This window comes from Micromonospora sp. NPDC005257 (genome assembly GCF_042872445.1).
Taxonomy (GTDB): Bacteria; Actinomycetota; Actinomycetes; order Mycobacteriales; family Micromonosporaceae; genus Micromonospora.
Window position 1 is genome coordinate 17,769 of sequence record NZ_JBIAKL010000006.1, and the last position, 14,841, is coordinate 32,609.

Annotated in this window: 13 protein-coding genes; 4 read left to right on the top strand and 9 right to left on the bottom strand. The window is 73.6% G+C overall.

All coding sequences use genetic code 11. The features are described 5' to 3' along the window. Positions 1 to 53: 53 nt before the first annotated feature. The 3 genes from ACFYO8_RS14440 to lpdA all read right to left on the bottom strand — a co-directional run bounded on the left by ACFYO8_RS14440 (position 54) and on the right by lpdA (position 4,863). Positions 54 to 1,388 carry a low temperature requirement protein A gene (locus ACFYO8_RS14440; RefSeq protein WP_355047462.1) on the bottom strand — a complete coding sequence of 445 codons (1,335 nt, stop codon included), beginning with the start codon at positions 1,386 to 1,388 and terminating at the stop codon, positions 54 to 56. Between the two features lie 135 nt (positions 1,389 to 1,523). Beyond that, positions 1,524 to 3,404 (bottom strand): 2-oxoglutarate dehydrogenase, E2 component, dihydrolipoamide succinyltransferase, encoded by a 1,881-nt coding sequence (sucB, locus tag ACFYO8_RS14445; RefSeq protein WP_354869865.1) that lies wholly within the window; start codon positions 3,402 to 3,404, stop codon positions 1,524 to 1,526. Positions 3,405 to 3,471: 67 nt separating this feature from the next. Beyond that, positions 3,472 to 4,863, bottom strand: a complete 1,392-nt coding sequence (gene lpdA / locus ACFYO8_RS14450) for a dihydrolipoyl dehydrogenase (protein ID WP_354869868.1) — start codon at positions 4,861 to 4,863, stop codon at positions 3,472 to 3,474. Between the two features lie 177 nt (positions 4,864 to 5,040). On the opposite strand from lpdA, the gene ACFYO8_RS14455 reads away from it, so the two are divergent. After that, positions 5,041 to 5,370 (top strand): hypothetical protein, encoded by a 330-nt coding sequence (locus ACFYO8_RS14455; protein ID WP_354869870.1) that lies wholly within the window; start codon positions 5,041 to 5,043, stop codon positions 5,368 to 5,370. A 76-nt stretch (positions 5,371 to 5,446) separates the two neighbouring features. Here ACFYO8_RS14455 and ACFYO8_RS14460 read toward each other — a convergent pair whose 3' ends face one another. Next, positions 5,447 to 7,015, bottom strand: coding sequence for a leucyl aminopeptidase (locus tag ACFYO8_RS14460; RefSeq protein WP_354869872.1), 1,569 nt, complete (start codon positions 7,013 to 7,015; stop codon positions 5,447 to 5,449). Between the two features lie 165 nt (positions 7,016 to 7,180). Here ACFYO8_RS14460 and gcvT point away from each other — a divergent pair, with 165 nt between their 5' ends. Further along, positions 7,181 to 8,305: a glycine cleavage system aminomethyltransferase GcvT gene (gene gcvT, locus ACFYO8_RS14465; RefSeq protein WP_354869875.1), complete on the top strand. Its 1,125-nt coding sequence runs from the start codon at positions 7,181 to 7,183 to the stop codon at positions 8,303 to 8,305. Positions 8,306 to 8,315: 10 nt separating this feature from the next. On the opposite strand, the gene ACFYO8_RS14470 is transcribed toward gcvT, so the two are convergent. From ACFYO8_RS14470 to ACFYO8_RS14485, 4 genes are all read right to left on the bottom strand, one after another. Then, positions 8,316 to 9,605, bottom strand: coding sequence for a DUF2314 domain-containing protein (locus tag ACFYO8_RS14470; RefSeq protein ID WP_354869878.1), 1,290 nt, complete (start codon positions 9,603 to 9,605; stop codon positions 8,316 to 8,318). Positions 9,606 to 9,668: 63 nt separating this feature from the next. Next, a complete protein-coding gene (gene cobS / locus ACFYO8_RS14475) occupies positions 9,669 to 10,442 on the bottom strand; it encodes an adenosylcobinamide-GDP ribazoletransferase (protein ID WP_354869880.1) in 774 nt (257 codons plus the stop codon). Beyond that, entirely contained in the window at positions 10,432 to 12,357 is a 1,926-nt protein-coding gene (locus ACFYO8_RS14480) for a bifunctional adenosylcobinamide kinase/adenosylcobinamide-phosphate guanylyltransferase (protein ID WP_355015291.1), read from the bottom strand. The genes cobS and ACFYO8_RS14480 overlap by 11 nt, the downstream gene beginning before the upstream one ends. Positions 12,358 to 12,405: 48 nt before the next feature. After that, entirely contained in the window at positions 12,406 to 12,615 is a 210-nt protein-coding gene (locus ACFYO8_RS14485; RefSeq protein WP_030500114.1) for a hypothetical protein, read from the bottom strand. Between the two features lie 175 nt (positions 12,616 to 12,790). On the opposite strand from ACFYO8_RS14485, the gene ACFYO8_RS14490 reads away from it, so the two are divergent. After that, positions 12,791 to 12,991, top strand: a complete 201-nt coding sequence (locus ACFYO8_RS14490) for a hypothetical protein (protein ID WP_354869885.1) — start codon at positions 12,791 to 12,793, stop codon at positions 12,989 to 12,991. Beyond that, a complete protein-coding gene (locus ACFYO8_RS14495) occupies positions 12,988 to 13,782 on the top strand; it encodes a site-2 protease family protein (protein WP_128138698.1) in 795 nt (264 codons plus the stop codon). The genes ACFYO8_RS14490 and ACFYO8_RS14495 overlap by 4 nt, the downstream gene beginning before the upstream one ends. Positions 13,783 to 13,833: 51 nt before the next feature. Here the strand turns inward: ACFYO8_RS14495 and ACFYO8_RS14500 are convergent, their stop codons facing one another. Beyond that, positions 13,834 to 14,832, bottom strand: coding sequence for an aldo/keto reductase family protein (locus ACFYO8_RS14500; RefSeq protein WP_354869888.1), 999 nt, complete (start codon positions 14,830 to 14,832; stop codon positions 13,834 to 13,836). Positions 14,833 to 14,841 lie beyond the last annotated feature (9 nt).

Here is a 14,841-nt window from a genome sequence, read left to right on the forward strand (position 1 = left end):
TCTGCCGACGGCCGAACCCTCGGCGCCCTGTGCGGTCGTCGCGGGCGCGTGGTTCACCCGTTCTCGTCGCGGTCCTCCGGTGGCTCGTGCCATCGGGCCCGCCAGGCCGCCTCGTGCGCCTCGTGGCTGGCGCGTTCCTCGAACACCAGCCTCCGCAGCGCGTGCCGGCCCTCGGCGAAGACGATCACCTCGACGGCCACCATGCCCACGGTGACGGCGGTCAGCATGCCCAGCGCGACCAGTCCCGGCACCCGTTCCGCGGCCGGGATGGTCACGCCGAGCAGCAACGCCGTGCCGACCCGGGTCCAGCTCAGCGTGTGCAGGGTACGGAGCTGGAACAGCATGTTGCCGCAGAGGTAGCAGATGACGCCGCCGAACAGCAGTGGCACGCCGGGACCGTGCGCCGGCTCGCCGGGCGGCACGTTCGGGTCGGCGATCCCGTGCACGATCGTCTCGGCGCCGAGCGCGAACAGGATGATGCCCGCGATCATCGGCAGGAACAGGTACGCGTACGCGTCCCGGGCCATCGCCACCCGAGGGCCGTCCTGCGCGGCGTGCAACGCGATCCGGGCGGCCGGCCCGACCATGTCGTAGTGCGCCCACCAGAGCGCGGCGGTGAAGAAGATGCCGAGCACCGACGCCGTCACGGCCGGCCAGGTGGGCGGCTGCCCGCGCAGGTTGCTGCCCACGCCCACCGAGATGACCGACTCGCCCAGCGCGATGATCAGGATGAGGTCGTACCGCTCGGTCCAGTGTTCGGCCGACGCGACGCCCCAGCCCCAGGTGCCGGCGAGGATGCCGGTGCCGTACTGGAGCAGGATGGCAGCGCCCCACAGCACGTCCCGGAGCACGGCCGCCGAGAACAGGTCGTCGATCCGCGGCGGCAGCAGTGCGGCGATCAGCAGCAGCGCGGTGCTGCCGATCAGCTCCGGGGCGAACCGGATCAGCTGCCGGCGCTCGTTCGGGCTGTCCCGGACGGCGTGCCGGTAGAGCAGGAGGTGCACCACCCGCAGGACGGTGTAGCTGAGCGCCGCGACCATCGGCCCGGCCGCGTTGCCGTGCGGGTCGCGGAACGCGTTCGGCAGTGACAGCGCGAACGTGAACAGCGCGGCCATGCCGACTGTCATGAGCACCGGGACGAAGCCCTCGCCGAGGCGTACCCGGGTGGCGACCACGCTGTGCACCACCCACGACCACCAGAGCACGGCGAGGACCAGCAGCGCGTGCAGCAGCGCCCCGCCGGTCACCTGGAGCGCGGTGGCCCGGGTGATGATGAAGAACGAGAAGACGAAGACCAGGTCGAAGAAGATCTCGAAACGGTCCACCCGGGCGCCCGGGGCCACCGGCACGGCCGGCCCCAGGCGTCCCCGCCACCCGTACGAGCCCACCGGCCGAGTCTGTCAGCGTGGGTCCGGGCCGCGGGCCGATTCCGGTCAGTCCAGCCGGTGGCGCACGCCCTGGTCCGCCCTGGCACGAGAAAGGGCGCGCGGCGTGTCGCCGCGCGCCCTTCAGCCGTATCGGATCTACAGACCCAGCTCGGCCTCGAAGTTGCCGCCCTCCAGCCGCTCCTTCACCGCGGTGAGGAAGCGGGCCGCGTCGGCGCCGTCGATCAGCCGGTGGTCGTACGACATGGCCAGGTAGACCATCGACCGGATCGCGACGACCTCACCCAGCTCCGGGTCGTTCACGACGACCGGGCGCTTCACCACGGCGCCCGTGCCGAGCATCGCCGACTGCGGCGACGGCACGATCGGGGTGTCGAACAGGGCGCCCCGGCTGCCGGTGTTGGTGAGCGTGAAGGTCGCCCCGGCCATCTCGTCCGGGGTGATCTTGTTGGCCCGGGTGCGCTCGGCCAGGTCGGCGATCCGCTTGGCGATGCCGCCCATGTTGAGGTCACCGGCGTTGTGGATGACCGGCACGAGCAGCCCGCGCTCGGTGTCCACCGCGATACCCAGGTGCTCCGCTGCCGGGTAGGTGATCGTCCCGCCGTCCAGGTCCATGCTGGCCTGGATGATCGGGTACGTCTGGAGCGCCTCGATCGCGGCCAGCGCGAAGAACGGCAGGAAGGACAGCTTCACGCCGTGCTTGGCCTGGAACGAGTCCTTGGCCCGCGCCCGCAGCCTGGCGACCTTGGTGACGTCGACCTCGACGACGGTGGTCAGCTGCGCCGTCTCGTGCAGCGACTGCTGCATCCGCTTGGCGATGGTGGCCCGGATCCGCGGCAGCTTCTCCGTGGTGCCCCGCTTGGCGCTCGGCTCCGGCTTGGCGGCCGGCTTGGCCGGGGCCTCGGCCTTGGCGGCCGGCGCGGCCGCAGCCGGCTCCGGCTTGGCAGCCTTCGCCTTCTCGGCCGCCTCCAGCACGTCCTGCTTGCGGATGCGGCCACCCACGCCGGTGCCCTTGAGCGAGCCCAGGTCCACGCCGTGCTCGGCAGCGAGCTTGCGCACCAGCGGCGTCACGTACCCGGCGGCGTCCTCGCCGTACTCGGCCGGGACGCTCGGGCGCTGCTGGGCGGCCGGCGCGGCCGGCTGGGCCGCCGCCTCGGCCTTGGCCGGCTGCGCGGCCTGCTCCGTCTCGGCGGCCGGCTCGTTGTAGGACGCGCCCGGGGTGGGCTCCTCGACCTTCGGCTCCGGCTTCGGCTCGGCCTTGGGCTCGGGCTCGGGCTCGGGCTCGGGCTCGGGCTTCGCCTCGGCCTTGGGCTCCGGCTTGGGTTCGGGCTTCGGCTCCGCCTTCGCGGGCGCGGCGCCGGCCACCCCGACGATCGCCAGCACGGCGCCGACGTCGGCGGTCTCGTCCTCGGCGACCTTGATCTCCTGCAGCGTGCCGGCGACCGGCGACGGGATCTCGGTGTCGACCTTGTCGGTGGAGACCTCCAGCAGGGGCTCGTCGACCTCGACGGTCTCGCCGACCTGCTTGAGCCAGCGGGTGACGGTGCCCTCGGTGACGCTCTCGCCCAGGGCCGGCATGGTCACCGGCGTGCCCTCACCGGACGGCGCGGCGGGCTCGGCGGGCTCCTCGACGGCCGGCTGCTCGGCCTCGGCGTCCGGCTCGGCGGCGGCCTCCTCGGCCTCCTCGGCCTGCTCCGGCTCGGGGCCGGTGCCCTCGGCGGCGGCCGTCGGCTCGGTGGCCGGCTCGGCCTCCTGGGTGGGCGCCGCGCCGGCGTCCTCGCCCTCACCGGCGATGACGGCCAACTCGCTGCCGACCTCGGCGGTCTCGTCCTCGCCGACCACGATCCGGCTCAGCACGCCCGCCGCGGGCGACGGGATCTCGGTGTCGACCTTGTCGGTCGACACCTCCAGCAGGGGCTCGTCGACCTCGACGGTGTCACCCTCCTGCTTGAGCCAGCGCGTGACGGTGCCCTCGGTGACGCTCTCGCCGAGCCGGGGCATGGTGACCGATACCGGCATGTTCTCCAGACTCCTTTGTTCCCCTGGTGGGATCATCGCCCGTCGCCGGACGCCGCGGTTGTCGTGGTCAGTTGTGCGCGTGCAGCGGCTTGCCGGCCAGGGCCAGGTGCGCCTCGCCCAGAGCCTCGTTCTGCGTCGGGTGGGCGTGCACGAGCTGCGCCACCTCGGCCGGGTACGCCTCCCAGTTGTAGATGAGCTGCGCCTCGCCGATCAGCTCACCGACCCGGGCGCCGACCATGTGCACGCCGACCACCGGGCCGTCGTCCACCCGGACCAGCTTGACGTGGCCGGTGGTCTTGAGGATCTGGCTCTTGCCGTTGCCGCCCAGCGGGTAGTTGTACGTCTTGACCTTGTCGGCGCCGTACTGCTCCTTGGCCTTCGCCTCGGTCAGGCCGACCGACGCCAGCTCCGGGTCGCAGTAGGTGACGCGCGGGATGCCGGCCTCGTCGATCACGGCCGGGTTCTTCCCGGCGATCTCCTCGGCGACGAAGATGCCCTGCTGGAAGCCGCGGTGCGCGAGCTGCAGGCCCGGCACGATGTCGCCGACCGCGTAGATGTTCGGCACGCTGGTGCGCAGCCGCTCGTCCGTCAGCACGTAGCCGCGGTCCATCTTGACGCCCTGCTCCTCGTAACCGAGGCCGGCGGTGTTCGGGCCGCGGCCCACGGCGACGAGCAGCAGCTCGGCCTCGACCGTGTCGCCGCCGGAGATGGTCAGCTTCACGCCCTTGTCGGTCTTCTCGACCTTCTCGAACGGCTTGCCGACCTTGAAGTTGATCTTCCGCTTGCGGAACGCCCGCTCCAGCGCCTTGGACGACTCCTCGTCCTCGGCGGCGACCAGCCGGGGCAGCGCCTCGACGATGGTCACGTCCACGCCGAAGGACTTCCAGACGCTGGCGAACTCGACGCCGATGACGCCGCCGCCGAGCACGATCGCCGAGGACGGGATGCGGTCCATGGTGAGCGCGTGGTCGCTGGTGATGATCCGCTCGCCGTCGACGTCCAGACCGGGCAGCGTCTTCGCGTACGAGCCGGAGGCGAGCACCACGTTGCGGCCGGTGTAGCGCTTGCCGTCCACCTCGACGACGTTCTTGCCGACCAGCTTGCCGGCGCCGGCCACGAAGGTGATCTTCTTGTTGCCGCCCACCAGGCCCTGCAAGCCCTTGTACAGGCGGGCGATCACGCCGTCCTTGTACGAGTTGACCGCCTTCATGTCGATGCCCACGAGCTCGGCCTTCACGCCGAACTGCTCGGACTCGCGGGTCTGGTCGGCGATCTCGGCGGCGTGCAGCAGCGCCTTGGTCGGGATGCACCCGTTGTGCAGGCAGGTCCCGCCGAGCTTGCTCTTCTCGATGAGGGCGACGGAGAGGTCCAGCTGGGCGGCACGCAGCGCCGCCGCGTAGCCGCCGCTACCACCTCCGAGGATGACGATGTCGAAGGTCGTGTCGTTCGGCTCGCTCACATCCAACTCCCAGTTCGCGTCACTGCATCGGGGGTTACGGCGGAGTAACAGGCACACCCCACCTCGGTCATCTTGTCACCACCACGGACCGGGCGCGTACCGAGGTGCCCAACGACACGTCGGTGACACGTACCCTTGGCACCGTCTTCGATCACGCGTGGGGGAGGAGTGGATTCGGTGGGGCTGTTCCGACGACGCAAGCGGGCGGCCCCGGCGAGCCGCGACCGCGCCGCCGACCGCGCCGATCTGGACCATTTGGAGAACTTCGTCCGGACCCGCAAGGGTGTCGAGGCGTACATCGAGCCCCGGACGACGGTCACCGAGACCACCGTCATGCTGATCGCCGACGACGGCGAGTGGACGCGGCGGCGGGTGGGCGGGCCGGACGAGGCCCGCCGCTGGGCGCACCGGACCGCCATCCCGATCTACGACGTGCGGCTGATGGGCTACCCGCAGCGCATGCGCGACTACAACGAGCGCCGCAAGCGCCGCCCCGAGCTGTACTGAGCTGTCCGAGCGCAAGTGCGGAGAAGGGCCCCTTCCGCAACGCCAGGCGTTGCGGAAGGGGCCCTTCCTGACAACTTCAGCCGTTGGCGGCGACGTCCTCGACCAGGTGCACGAGCGTACGCACCGGCACGCCGGTGCCACCCTTGGTCCAGTAACCGGTCGCCTCGCCCGAGTGGTAGCCCGGACCGGCGATGTCGATGTGCGCCCATGCCACGTCGTCGGTGACGAACTCGCGCAGGAACACGCCGCCCTGGAGCATGTGCCCGGCCCGGTCCATCCCGGCGTTGACCTGCGAGATGTCCGCGACGTCGGACTCCATGCCCTTGCGCACGTCGTCCGGCAGCGGCATCGGCCAGGCCGGCTCGCCGGTCGCGTCACCGGCCACCCGCACCCGCTCGCACAGCTCCGGGGTGCCCATCACGCCGGCGATCCGCTTGCCCAGCGCGATCACCTGCCCGCCGGTCAGCGTCGAGGTCTCGAACAGGTAGTCCGCGCCGTCCGCGCAGGCCCGCGCCATCGCGTCGGCCAGCACCATCCGGCCCTCGGCGTCGGTGTTCAGCACCTCCACCTTCTTGCCGTTGAACATGCTGATCACGTCGCCCGGCCGGTAGCTGGTGCCCGACGGCATGTTCTCCGCCATCGGCAGGTAGCCGGTGACGGTCACCGACGGCTTCAGCGCCGCGACCGCCAGCATGGCAGCGCCGACCGCCGCCGCGCCGGCCATGTCCGACTTCATCTCCCACATGCCCTGCGCCGGCTTGATCGAGATGCCGCCGGTGTCGAACGTGATGCCCTTGCCGACCAGCGCGACCCGCTTGCCGTTGCCGCCGCCCTCGGGCGTGTAGGTGAGCTTCACCAGCCGCGGCGGGGCCTCGGAGCCCTGACCGACGGCCAGGATGCCGCCGTAGCCGCCGGCCTTCAGCGCCGCCTCGTCCAGCACCTCGACCTCCAGCCCCGCCTCGCGGGCGGCGGCGGAGACGACGTCGGCGAACGCCGGGGGACGCAGCTCGTTCGGCGCGGTGTTCACCCAGTCCCGGCTGGTGCGCACCGCGCCGGCCACCGCCTGCGCCCGCGCGACCTCGGCCTGCGCGGTCGCGTCGGCCGCGTCCGGCACCGCCACCAGCACCTCGGCCACCGGCTCCCGCCGGGTCGGCTGCGGCTTGGTCTTGTAGCCGGCGAACCGGTAGCCGCCCAGCAGCGCGCCCTCGGCGACCGCGCGCAGCGCGGCCGGGGCGTCGGCGTCGTCGGGCAGCGGCAGGGCCAGGGCGACGCGCGAGGCGCCGGCCAGCGCCCGCACCGCCGCACCGGCGGCCCGGCGCAGCGACTCCGGGGCCGGAGCGGCGCCCGAGGGCTCCGGGCCGAGGCCGACGGCCACGACCAGCGGTGCGGTCACGGTGCCCAGCGTGGCCAGCTTGATCACCTCGCCCGGGCCACCGGTCGCGCCGAGCAGGGCCAGCGTCTCGGTCAGCTTTCCGTCGAACGCGGCGGCGATGCTCTCCCCGCCGGTGGCCAGCAGCAGGGCGTGGGCGGCTGCGCCGCTGCCCGGCTCGGTGGTCTGGCTGTGCACGCCGATCACGATCGCGTCGACGGCGAGTTCGGCGGGGTCGGTGTCGACCAGGCTGAGGGTGGTGCGGGGCGATGTCACGAAAGCTACTCCGGGCGGGCCGGGCCGGCCGCGTCGTCGCGTACCGGCGATGAAGTGTCTCCGGCGGCAACCTACCCGCCGGGAGGCATGGCTGTCCCGCCGATGCGTGCCGACGGGATCCCGCCGATGCTATCCACAGCAGCCCCGGCCGGTAAGTTGCCACCCATGACCGAGGTGACCTCCGACGCCGCCGAGACCCGGCTGCGCCGCTCCCCGCTGCACGAGCGGCACACCGCGCTCGGCGCGAAGTTCGCCCCCTTCGGGGGCTGGCAGATGCCGCTCGAGTACGCCGGCGGCGGCGTGCTCAAGGAGCACACGGCCGTCCGCGAAGGCGTCGGCGTGTTCGACGTCTCGCACCTGGGCAAGATCCGGGTCACCGGGCCGGGCGCCGCGGAGTTCGTCAACGGCTGCCTCAGCAACGACCTCGGCCGGATCGGCCCCGGCCAGGCGCAGTACACGCTCTGCTGCGACGACACGACCGGCGGCGTGGTGGACGACATCATCGCCTACCTGCACGCCGACGACCACGTCTTCCTGATCCCCAACGCCGCGAACACCGCCGAGGTCGCCCGCCGGCTGCGCGCCGCCGCGCCCGAGGGCGTCACGGTCACCGACCAACACGAGGCGTACGCGGTGCTCGCCGTCCAGGGGCCGCGCTCGGCCGACCTGCTGGACGCGCTCGGGCTGCCCACCGGGCACGACTACATGAGCTTCTCCACCACCACGCTGGACGGTGTGGAGCTGACCGTGTGCCGCACCGGCTACACCGGCGAGCTGGGCTTCGAGCTGGTCGTCCCGGCCGAGCACGCGGTCGCCGTCTGGGACGCGATCTTCGCGGCCGCCGGCGACGTACGCGCCTGCGGCCTGGCCGCCCGGGACACGCTGCGCACCGAGATGGGCTACCCGCTGCACGGGCAGGACCTGTCCCCGGAGATCACCCCGGTGCAGGGCCGCTCCGGCTGGGCGGTGGGCTGGGACAAGGCGGCGTTCTGGGGCCGCGACGCGCTGCGCGCCGAGAAGGCCGCCGGTCCGCCCCGTACGCTGCGCGGCCTCGCCGCCGTGGACCGGGCCATCCCGCGACCCGGCATGGCCGTGTACGCGGGCGACCGGCGGGTCGGCACCGTCACCAGCGGCACGTTCAGCCCGACGCTCAAGCACGGCATCGCGCTGGCGCTGATCGACACCGACCCGAAGATGCCCGACGGCGACGAGCTGGAGGTGGACATCCGGGGCCGCCGGGCCCGGATGCGCCTGACCAGGCCGCCGTTCGTCGAGCCCTCGGTGCGCTGAGCCGGGCGGGTCAGCCCTCGCCGCGCTCGCCGGCGTCGAGGACCGCCTGCGTCCAGCCGCCCTCCAGCACGCCGGTGCCGTCCAGCACCGCCCAGTCGACCACGTCCGACGCCTCCACCACGACGGGCGAGCCGATCCGCACGCTCGGGTCGGTGTCGGCGTCACTGGCGCTGGCCGCGACGATCCGTTCCGGGGTGTCCCACGAGGTCACCCCGGCCCAGACGTACTCGGGGCCGTCGTCGCCGGGCAGGCCGTACTTGACCACGAGCTGGCTCTCCTCGGGCAGCCGCCCGGCCAGGAAGCGGGCCCGGATGTCGCCGAGCGCCTCCCGGGCGGTCTCCACCGCGCGGCTCATCGCGTCACCGGTGCGGGTGTAGCGGACGTCCGGCTGGATGCCGTTGAACAGCGTCGCGCAGGCGGCGGCGAAGTAGCGGCCGGGCGGCCCCGGATGCCCGGGCGGCGGGTTGAGGCTCAGGAACGAGTCCGCGTCCGGGTCGGTGGCCGGGTCCAGTTCCAGCCGCAGCAGCACCGGCGCGGTCGCGCCGTGCTGCTCCGGATTGCCGTACGCCACGGCGATGTCGTGCCCGGTCACCGTGGCCAGCACCGGTAGCTGCACGAACGCCGGCACCTCCTCGGCGGTGAGCCCGTCGGTCCAGTCCCGCAGCAGCCGCCGGGCCGCGCCCGTCATCACCGCGCCCCACGCCCGGGTCAGATGGTCCGGTACGCCCTGGGCCTGCAACTCCAGCAGCCCGAACCGGCGCAGCCCTTTGGTGGTGAACCAGAGCCCGTCGGTGTCGGAGGAGTAGGGCACCAGCACCCAGTCGACGAGCCGGATCCGGCCCTGCTCGTCGGGCAGCGAGCGCAACGCCGTGGCCGGGTCGAGGAACTGGAGCCCGAAGACGTCCACCACGTCCCCGCCGACCGTCTCGGCGACCGCCGCGGCCACCGCGCGGGCAGCCCACTCGTGCGCGGGCGGCCAGCCCGGCCGGTACTCGGCCTGCACCACCACCAGGTGGGTGGCGGCGGCCAGCCGGGCCAGCTGCTCCTCGGTGGCGCCGAACGCGGTGAGCAGGTCCGGCGGCAGCTCGGGGAACTCGTCGACGGTACGGGTGTCCACGGTCATCAGCGGGCTGTCGAGCATCTGCCGGGCGAGCCCGTGCACCGGCTCGGCGAGCCGGCCGGCCAGCCCTTCCACAGCTGTCTTCGGGCTCACCTTCGGCAGCCCGGTGATCGGCACCAGGTAGGTCGCGTCGAGCGACTCGGGCACCGGTACCGGCAGGAAGTCGTCCGTGATGAGCATGCCGTCCCCCTCGACCGTGCCGGTGCACTCGCCCCGAACGCTACCTGCCCGGACCGGTGACGTTCAGCCGGTCAGCACCAGTCCCAGGTAGGACAGCGTGGTGACGACCTCCACGAGCGCCCCGAGCACGTCGCCGGTGATGCCGCCGAAGCGGCGTACCAGGTGCCGGAGCAGCCCGGCCGCGACGGCGAGCGCGCCGAGCACGGCGAGCGGCCCCTGCCACGGACGGTCCGGTACGGCGGGCACGGCCGCCAGCGCGACGGCGAGCGCGCCGAGCGCCAGCGCGCCCCACCCGACAGTGCCGGCGACCAGCGCGCCCAGGCCCTCCGGCCGGGCCGCCGGCACGCCGCGGCGGCAGGCCAGGCCGACGGCGAGCCGCCCGGCCGCGGTGGCCGCGACCACGGCGGCGAGCGCGGCGAGCGCGTCCCGGCCGGCCAGCTCCGCGAGCACCGCGCTCTGGAGCAGGAGTACGAGCACCAGCGCGACCACCCCGAACGGGCCGACGTCCGGCTGCTTCATGATCTCCAGCGCGGCCGGACCGCGCCGGTACGAGCCGAGCGCGTCCACGGTGTCGGCCAGCCCGTCCAGGTGCAGGCCCCGGGTGAGCAGCGCGCCCAGTCCCACCGTGACCACGGCGGCGACGAGTGGTGGCGCGAGCGTGCCGGTGAGCAGCAGCACCCCGCCGAGTACGACGCCGAGCAGCGCGCCGACCAGCGGGGCGAGCGCCATCGCGGTGCCCGCGGCGGCCCGGTCGACGCGTCCGGCGCGTACCGGGAGGGTGGTGAACGTGGTGAGCGCCAGCCGGATGCCGTCGGCGAGCCGTGCCTCAGTCGGCACGTCGGCCGGGGGCGACCGGCTCGTCGGACCCGGTCGTGGCCGGTCCCGGCCCGGCCGGCTCCGGCTCGGCGAAGTCCGCGTCGTCGCCGGTCTGTTCGTCGTCGTCGGGGCCGCCCAGCGACGGGTGCACCGGCAGCGTGGCGGCGAGCGTCAGCGCGGAGCGCAGCAGCGGCAGCGCGGCCAGCGCGGTCGCCCCCTCGCCCAGGTCCAGCCGCAGGTCCACCAGCGGGGTCAGGCCGAGCACGTCGGCGGCGAGCCGCACGCCCGGACGACCGCCGTGGTCGGGCAGCAGGCACCAGTGCCGGGCCTGGCCGGCCAGATCGCGGCTGACCATGGCGGCGGCGGCGCCGACCGGCCCGTCCAGCAGCACCGGCACCTTACGGGCGGTGGCGCCCAGCAGCACGCCCGTGGCCAGCGCGATGTCGCCGCCGCCCAGCTCGGCCAGGACGTCCTTCGCCTCCCGGGCGGAGCGCCGGGTGCGGTGCAGCGCGTCCCGCACCGCCGCGCAGCGGACCATCCAGGCGGCGTCGTCGATCTCGCCCTGCTCGGTGACCACCCGGCCGAGCACCGTCGGCGGCTCCGCGCCCGCGGTGGCCGCGAGCACCGCCGCGGCGGCGGCCTCGGCACCCGCACCGCACGCGGCGAGCACCAGCAACTGCACGCCCGCGTCGGCGGCCTGCTCGGCGAGCCGCCAGCCGTAGCGCAGCGCCGCCTCCACCTCGTCGGCGGACAGGGCCGGACCGTCCTCGATCGGCGCCGAGGCGGGCGCCTCGACGATCTGGAGGCCGGCGCGGTTCTCGGCGGCGAGCCGGGCCAGCGCGCCCCGGCCGGCGCGGGCCTGCCGGGCGCGGCGGTCCGACTCACCGGTCGTCGCGCCGGCCGACGCGCCGCCCACGTGGTCGCCCCGGATCAGCAGTACGCGAACCGAGTCCCACGGCCGCGGCGTCGAGGTGCCCTGGGTGGCGGCGGCGAAGCCGACCACCTGTTCGAGCACGCCGAGGCCGGCGCCGGGGATGTCGAGGGTGGCGAGCCGGTCGACGGCCTGCGGCCCGGTGTAGTCGTCGGGCATCGGCAGTTCCATGCCCGGCTGGATGACCAGGCCGGTGGCGATCATCGGCAGCGCCATGGTCGGCGCGGCCCAGTCGCCGGTATCCGGTGCTCCGGGGGTGGCCGGTGCGGGCACCGGTGCGGCGGCGGGTGTGAGCACCTCGGGCAGCGTCACGTCCCCGGCGCCGAGATCGGCCGGTACGGCTCCGGTTGTCGCGGTCTGCCTCGGTGCGGGCTGGAGGGCCGCGGGCCGGAGGGCTGCGCCACGGCTCGGTGCGGCCTCGGGGGAGGTGGCCGCGAGCGGCACGGCGTGCGCAGGCGCGGCCGGCTTGAGCCACGCGGCCTGCCCGGCGACCACGAGCGCGACCGCGTCGCAGGCGTCGGCGACCGCGCGGTTGGTCGCGCCGAGCGCGTCGGTGAACGCCCGGCCCAGCGGCGTGGTGGGTACCAGGGACAGACCCACCTCCGGGCTGACCAGCACCACCCGGGCCGCGCTGGAGCGCACCGCCGTGGCCAGCTCGGTGATCGTGGCGGTGTCGTCAGCCGGCTGGTGGGCCGGGTCGAGCAGCACCGTCACCCAGCCGCCCAGATCGTCCACGACCAGCGTCTCGTTCGCTCCGGCGCCGGCGATCACCTCGACCAGCCGGCCCGGATCCGCGGCGGTCTCCTCGGTGGTCCAGCTGCCCGGCCGGCGGGCGCGGTGCGCCGCGAGGCGGGTCGCCCACTCGGTGTCCTCCGGGTCCCCGGCGGGGGCGGTGGCCACGTATCGGACCGTGGGCGCGTCGGCGACCAGTGACTCGGCGAACTCGGACTTGCCGGAGCGGATACCGCCGAGCACGAGGAGGGTGTGCCACCCGTCAACGGACATGCCCCGTACCTTAGATGCCGCCGCCCGGGCGGGGCAGTGAGAGGTGGCTCATCGCGGTCGGCGCTCGGGGGCCTCGAAGCGATAGTCGTTGGGATTCACGTCAACCGGCTTCGGATCCTCCTGCCAGGCTCCCTCGCCGGGGCGGGCGAGGAGCGCGTCGAGCAGCTCCTCCCGGTCCATCTCGTGGGCCGCCTCGATGCCGCCGCGTACCGCCATCGCCCGCACCTCCTCGGTGTCCATCTCCCGCAACGGCCGCATGGTGTCCTCCCTCGCCGACGACGTCCGGCGTGGATACCCCGTTGGTGACGGCCGAACCTTGCGGGCACCCGCGCGTCGGCCCGCGCCGGTCGAGGGGTGAAGCGTCGTGGGCGGGCGACTAGGCTTGCGGAGGTTTGGCGTCCTACGGGGCGACGGCGGCGAGGGGAGACGCGGCATGGCGTGGAGCTGGCGGTACGAGGGCGCGAACGGCGACGCGGTCGACGGACCCGACGAATCGTTCCCGAGCCAGGCGGACGCCGAGTCGTGGATCGGCCAGACCTGGCGGGAGCTCGCGACATCCGGCGTCACCACGGTCGTGCTTGTCGAGGACGACCGGGTGGACTACCGGATGAGCCTGCAACCCCCGGCCGAATGACCGGCTACGACCGCCCGGGTGAGCCGCTGGTCCTCGGCGTGCCCCGGGCGGCGTTCCGGCCGAGCCCGATCTTCCTGGCCCTGGTGGCGCTCTTCGTCGCCTCCGGGGTGATGACCTGGAACCGGTACGGCAACGTCGGCTTCGACGTGTTCCTCTTCGTCGTCTCCGGGTGGCTGGTCTCGCTCTGCCTGCACGAGTACGCGCACGCCGTGGTCGCGTACCGGGCCGGTGACCGGGACATCGCACACCGCGGCTATCTCACGCTCAACCCGCTGAAGTACACCAGCCCGCTGCTGTCGATCGTGCTGCCGGTGGTCGTGGTGCTGCTCGGCGGCATCGGCCTGCCCGGTGGCGCGGTCTGGGTGGACCGGCACGCCATTCCCGGCCGGCTGCGGCACACGCTCGTCAGCCTGGCCGGGCCGGCCACCAACGTGCTGTTCACGCTGGTGCTGGTGGCGGCGGTGGCGTGGGGCCCCGAGCTGGGTGGGCCGCTGGAGTTCTGGGCCGGCGTCGGGCTGCTCGCGTTCCTCCAGCTCACCGCCAGCGTGCTCAACCTGCTGCCGGTGCCGGGCCTGGACGGCGGCAACATGCTCCAGCCCTGGCTCAGTCCCGCCTACCGGCGGATGTACGACCTGTTCGCCCCGTACGGCTTCATCCTGCTGTTCGCGCTGCTGTGGAGCCCGCAGATCAACCGGGCGTTCTTCGGCGCGGTCTTCGCCGTCGGCGACGCGCTCGGCCTGCCGCGCGAGCTTTACCAGATCGGCTACGCGCTGATCCGCTTCTGGGAGTAGCAGGCCCGTCGTTCCCGGGCCGGCGCGAACCGGCCCGGGAACGACGCGACGTCACGGACGCTGGGCCGGGCTCTCGGTCTTCGCCGGGTCCCGCTCGGTGACCGGCTCGACGATCTCGTCGATCGCCTTGAGCAGATCGGCGTCGAGCTTCACGCCCGCCGCCTTCACGTTGTCGTGCACCTGCTCCGGCCGGGACGCGCCGACGATCGCCGAGGAGACGTTCGGGTTCTGCAGCACCCACGCGACGGCCAGCTGCGGCATGGTCAGCCCGGCCTGCTCGGCCAGCGGCTTGAGCCGCTGCACCCGGGTCAGCACGTCGTCGGTCATGAACCGGGCGATGAACCCGGCCCCGGACTTCTCATCGGTGGCGCGGGAACCGGCCGGCGGCGGCTGGCCCGGCAGGTACTTGCCGGACAGCACGCCCTGGGCCATCGGCGACCAGACGATCTGGCCGATGCCCAGCTCCTCGCTGGTGGGGACGACCTCGGTCTCGATGACCCGCCACAGCATCGAGTACTGCGGCTGGTTCGAGATCAGCGGGATGCGCAGCTCACGGGCCAGCGTGTGCGCCTCGCGCAGCTGCGACGCCTTCCACTCGGAGACGCCGATGTAGTGCGCCTTGCCGGAGTGGACGACGTCGGCGAATGCCTCCATCGTCTCCTCCAGCGGGGTGCTGTAGTCGTAGCGGTGGGCCTGGTAGAGGTCCACGTGGTCGGTCTGGAGACGGCGAAGCGAGCCGTCGATCGACTCCATGATGTGCTTGCGGGACAGGCCCCTGTCGTTGCGGCCGGGACCGGTCGGCCAGTAAACCTTGGTGAAGATCTCCAGCCCTTCGCGACGCTCGCCCTTGAGCGCGCGGCCGAGCACCGACTCGGCGCGGGTGCCCGCGTACACATCGGCGGTGTCGAAGGTGGTGATGCCGCTGTCGAGGGCGGCGCGGACGCACGCGACCGCCGCGTCCTCCTCCACCTGCGAGCCGTGGGTGATCCAGTTGCCGTACGAGATCTCGCTGACCATCAGGCCGGAGCGGCCCAGGTGACGGAATTCCATGCTCCCGAC

Bases quoted from the DNA above. Each gene is read 5' to 3' on its own strand.
- sucB (WP_354869865.1), bottom strand. From the start codon at position 3,404: ATGCCGGTATCGGTCACCATGCCCCGGCTCGGCGAGAGCGTCACCGAG.
- gcvT (WP_354869875.1), top strand. From the start codon at position 7,181: ATGACCGAGGTGACCTCCGACGCCGCCGAGACCCGGCTGCGCCGCTCC.
- ACFYO8_RS14470 (WP_354869878.1), bottom strand. From the start codon at position 9,605: ATGCTCATCACGGACGACTTCCTGCCGGTACCGGTGCCCGAGTCGCTC.
- ACFYO8_RS14480 (WP_355015291.1), bottom strand. From the start codon at position 12,357: ATGTCCGTTGACGGGTGGCACACCCTCCTCGTGCTCGGCGGTATCCGC.
- ACFYO8_RS14485 (WP_030500114.1), bottom strand. From the start codon at position 12,615: ATGCGGCCGTTGCGGGAGATGGACACCGAGGAGGTGCGGGCGATGGCG.
- ACFYO8_RS14490 (WP_354869885.1), top strand. From the start codon at position 12,791: ATGGCGTGGAGCTGGCGGTACGAGGGCGCGAACGGCGACGCGGTCGAC.
- ACFYO8_RS14495 (WP_128138698.1), top strand. From the start codon at position 12,988: ATGACCGGCTACGACCGCCCGGGTGAGCCGCTGGTCCTCGGCGTGCCC.
- ACFYO8_RS14500 (WP_354869888.1), bottom strand. From the start codon at position 14,832: ATGGAATTCCGTCACCTGGGCCGCTCCGGCCTGATGGTCAGCGAGATC.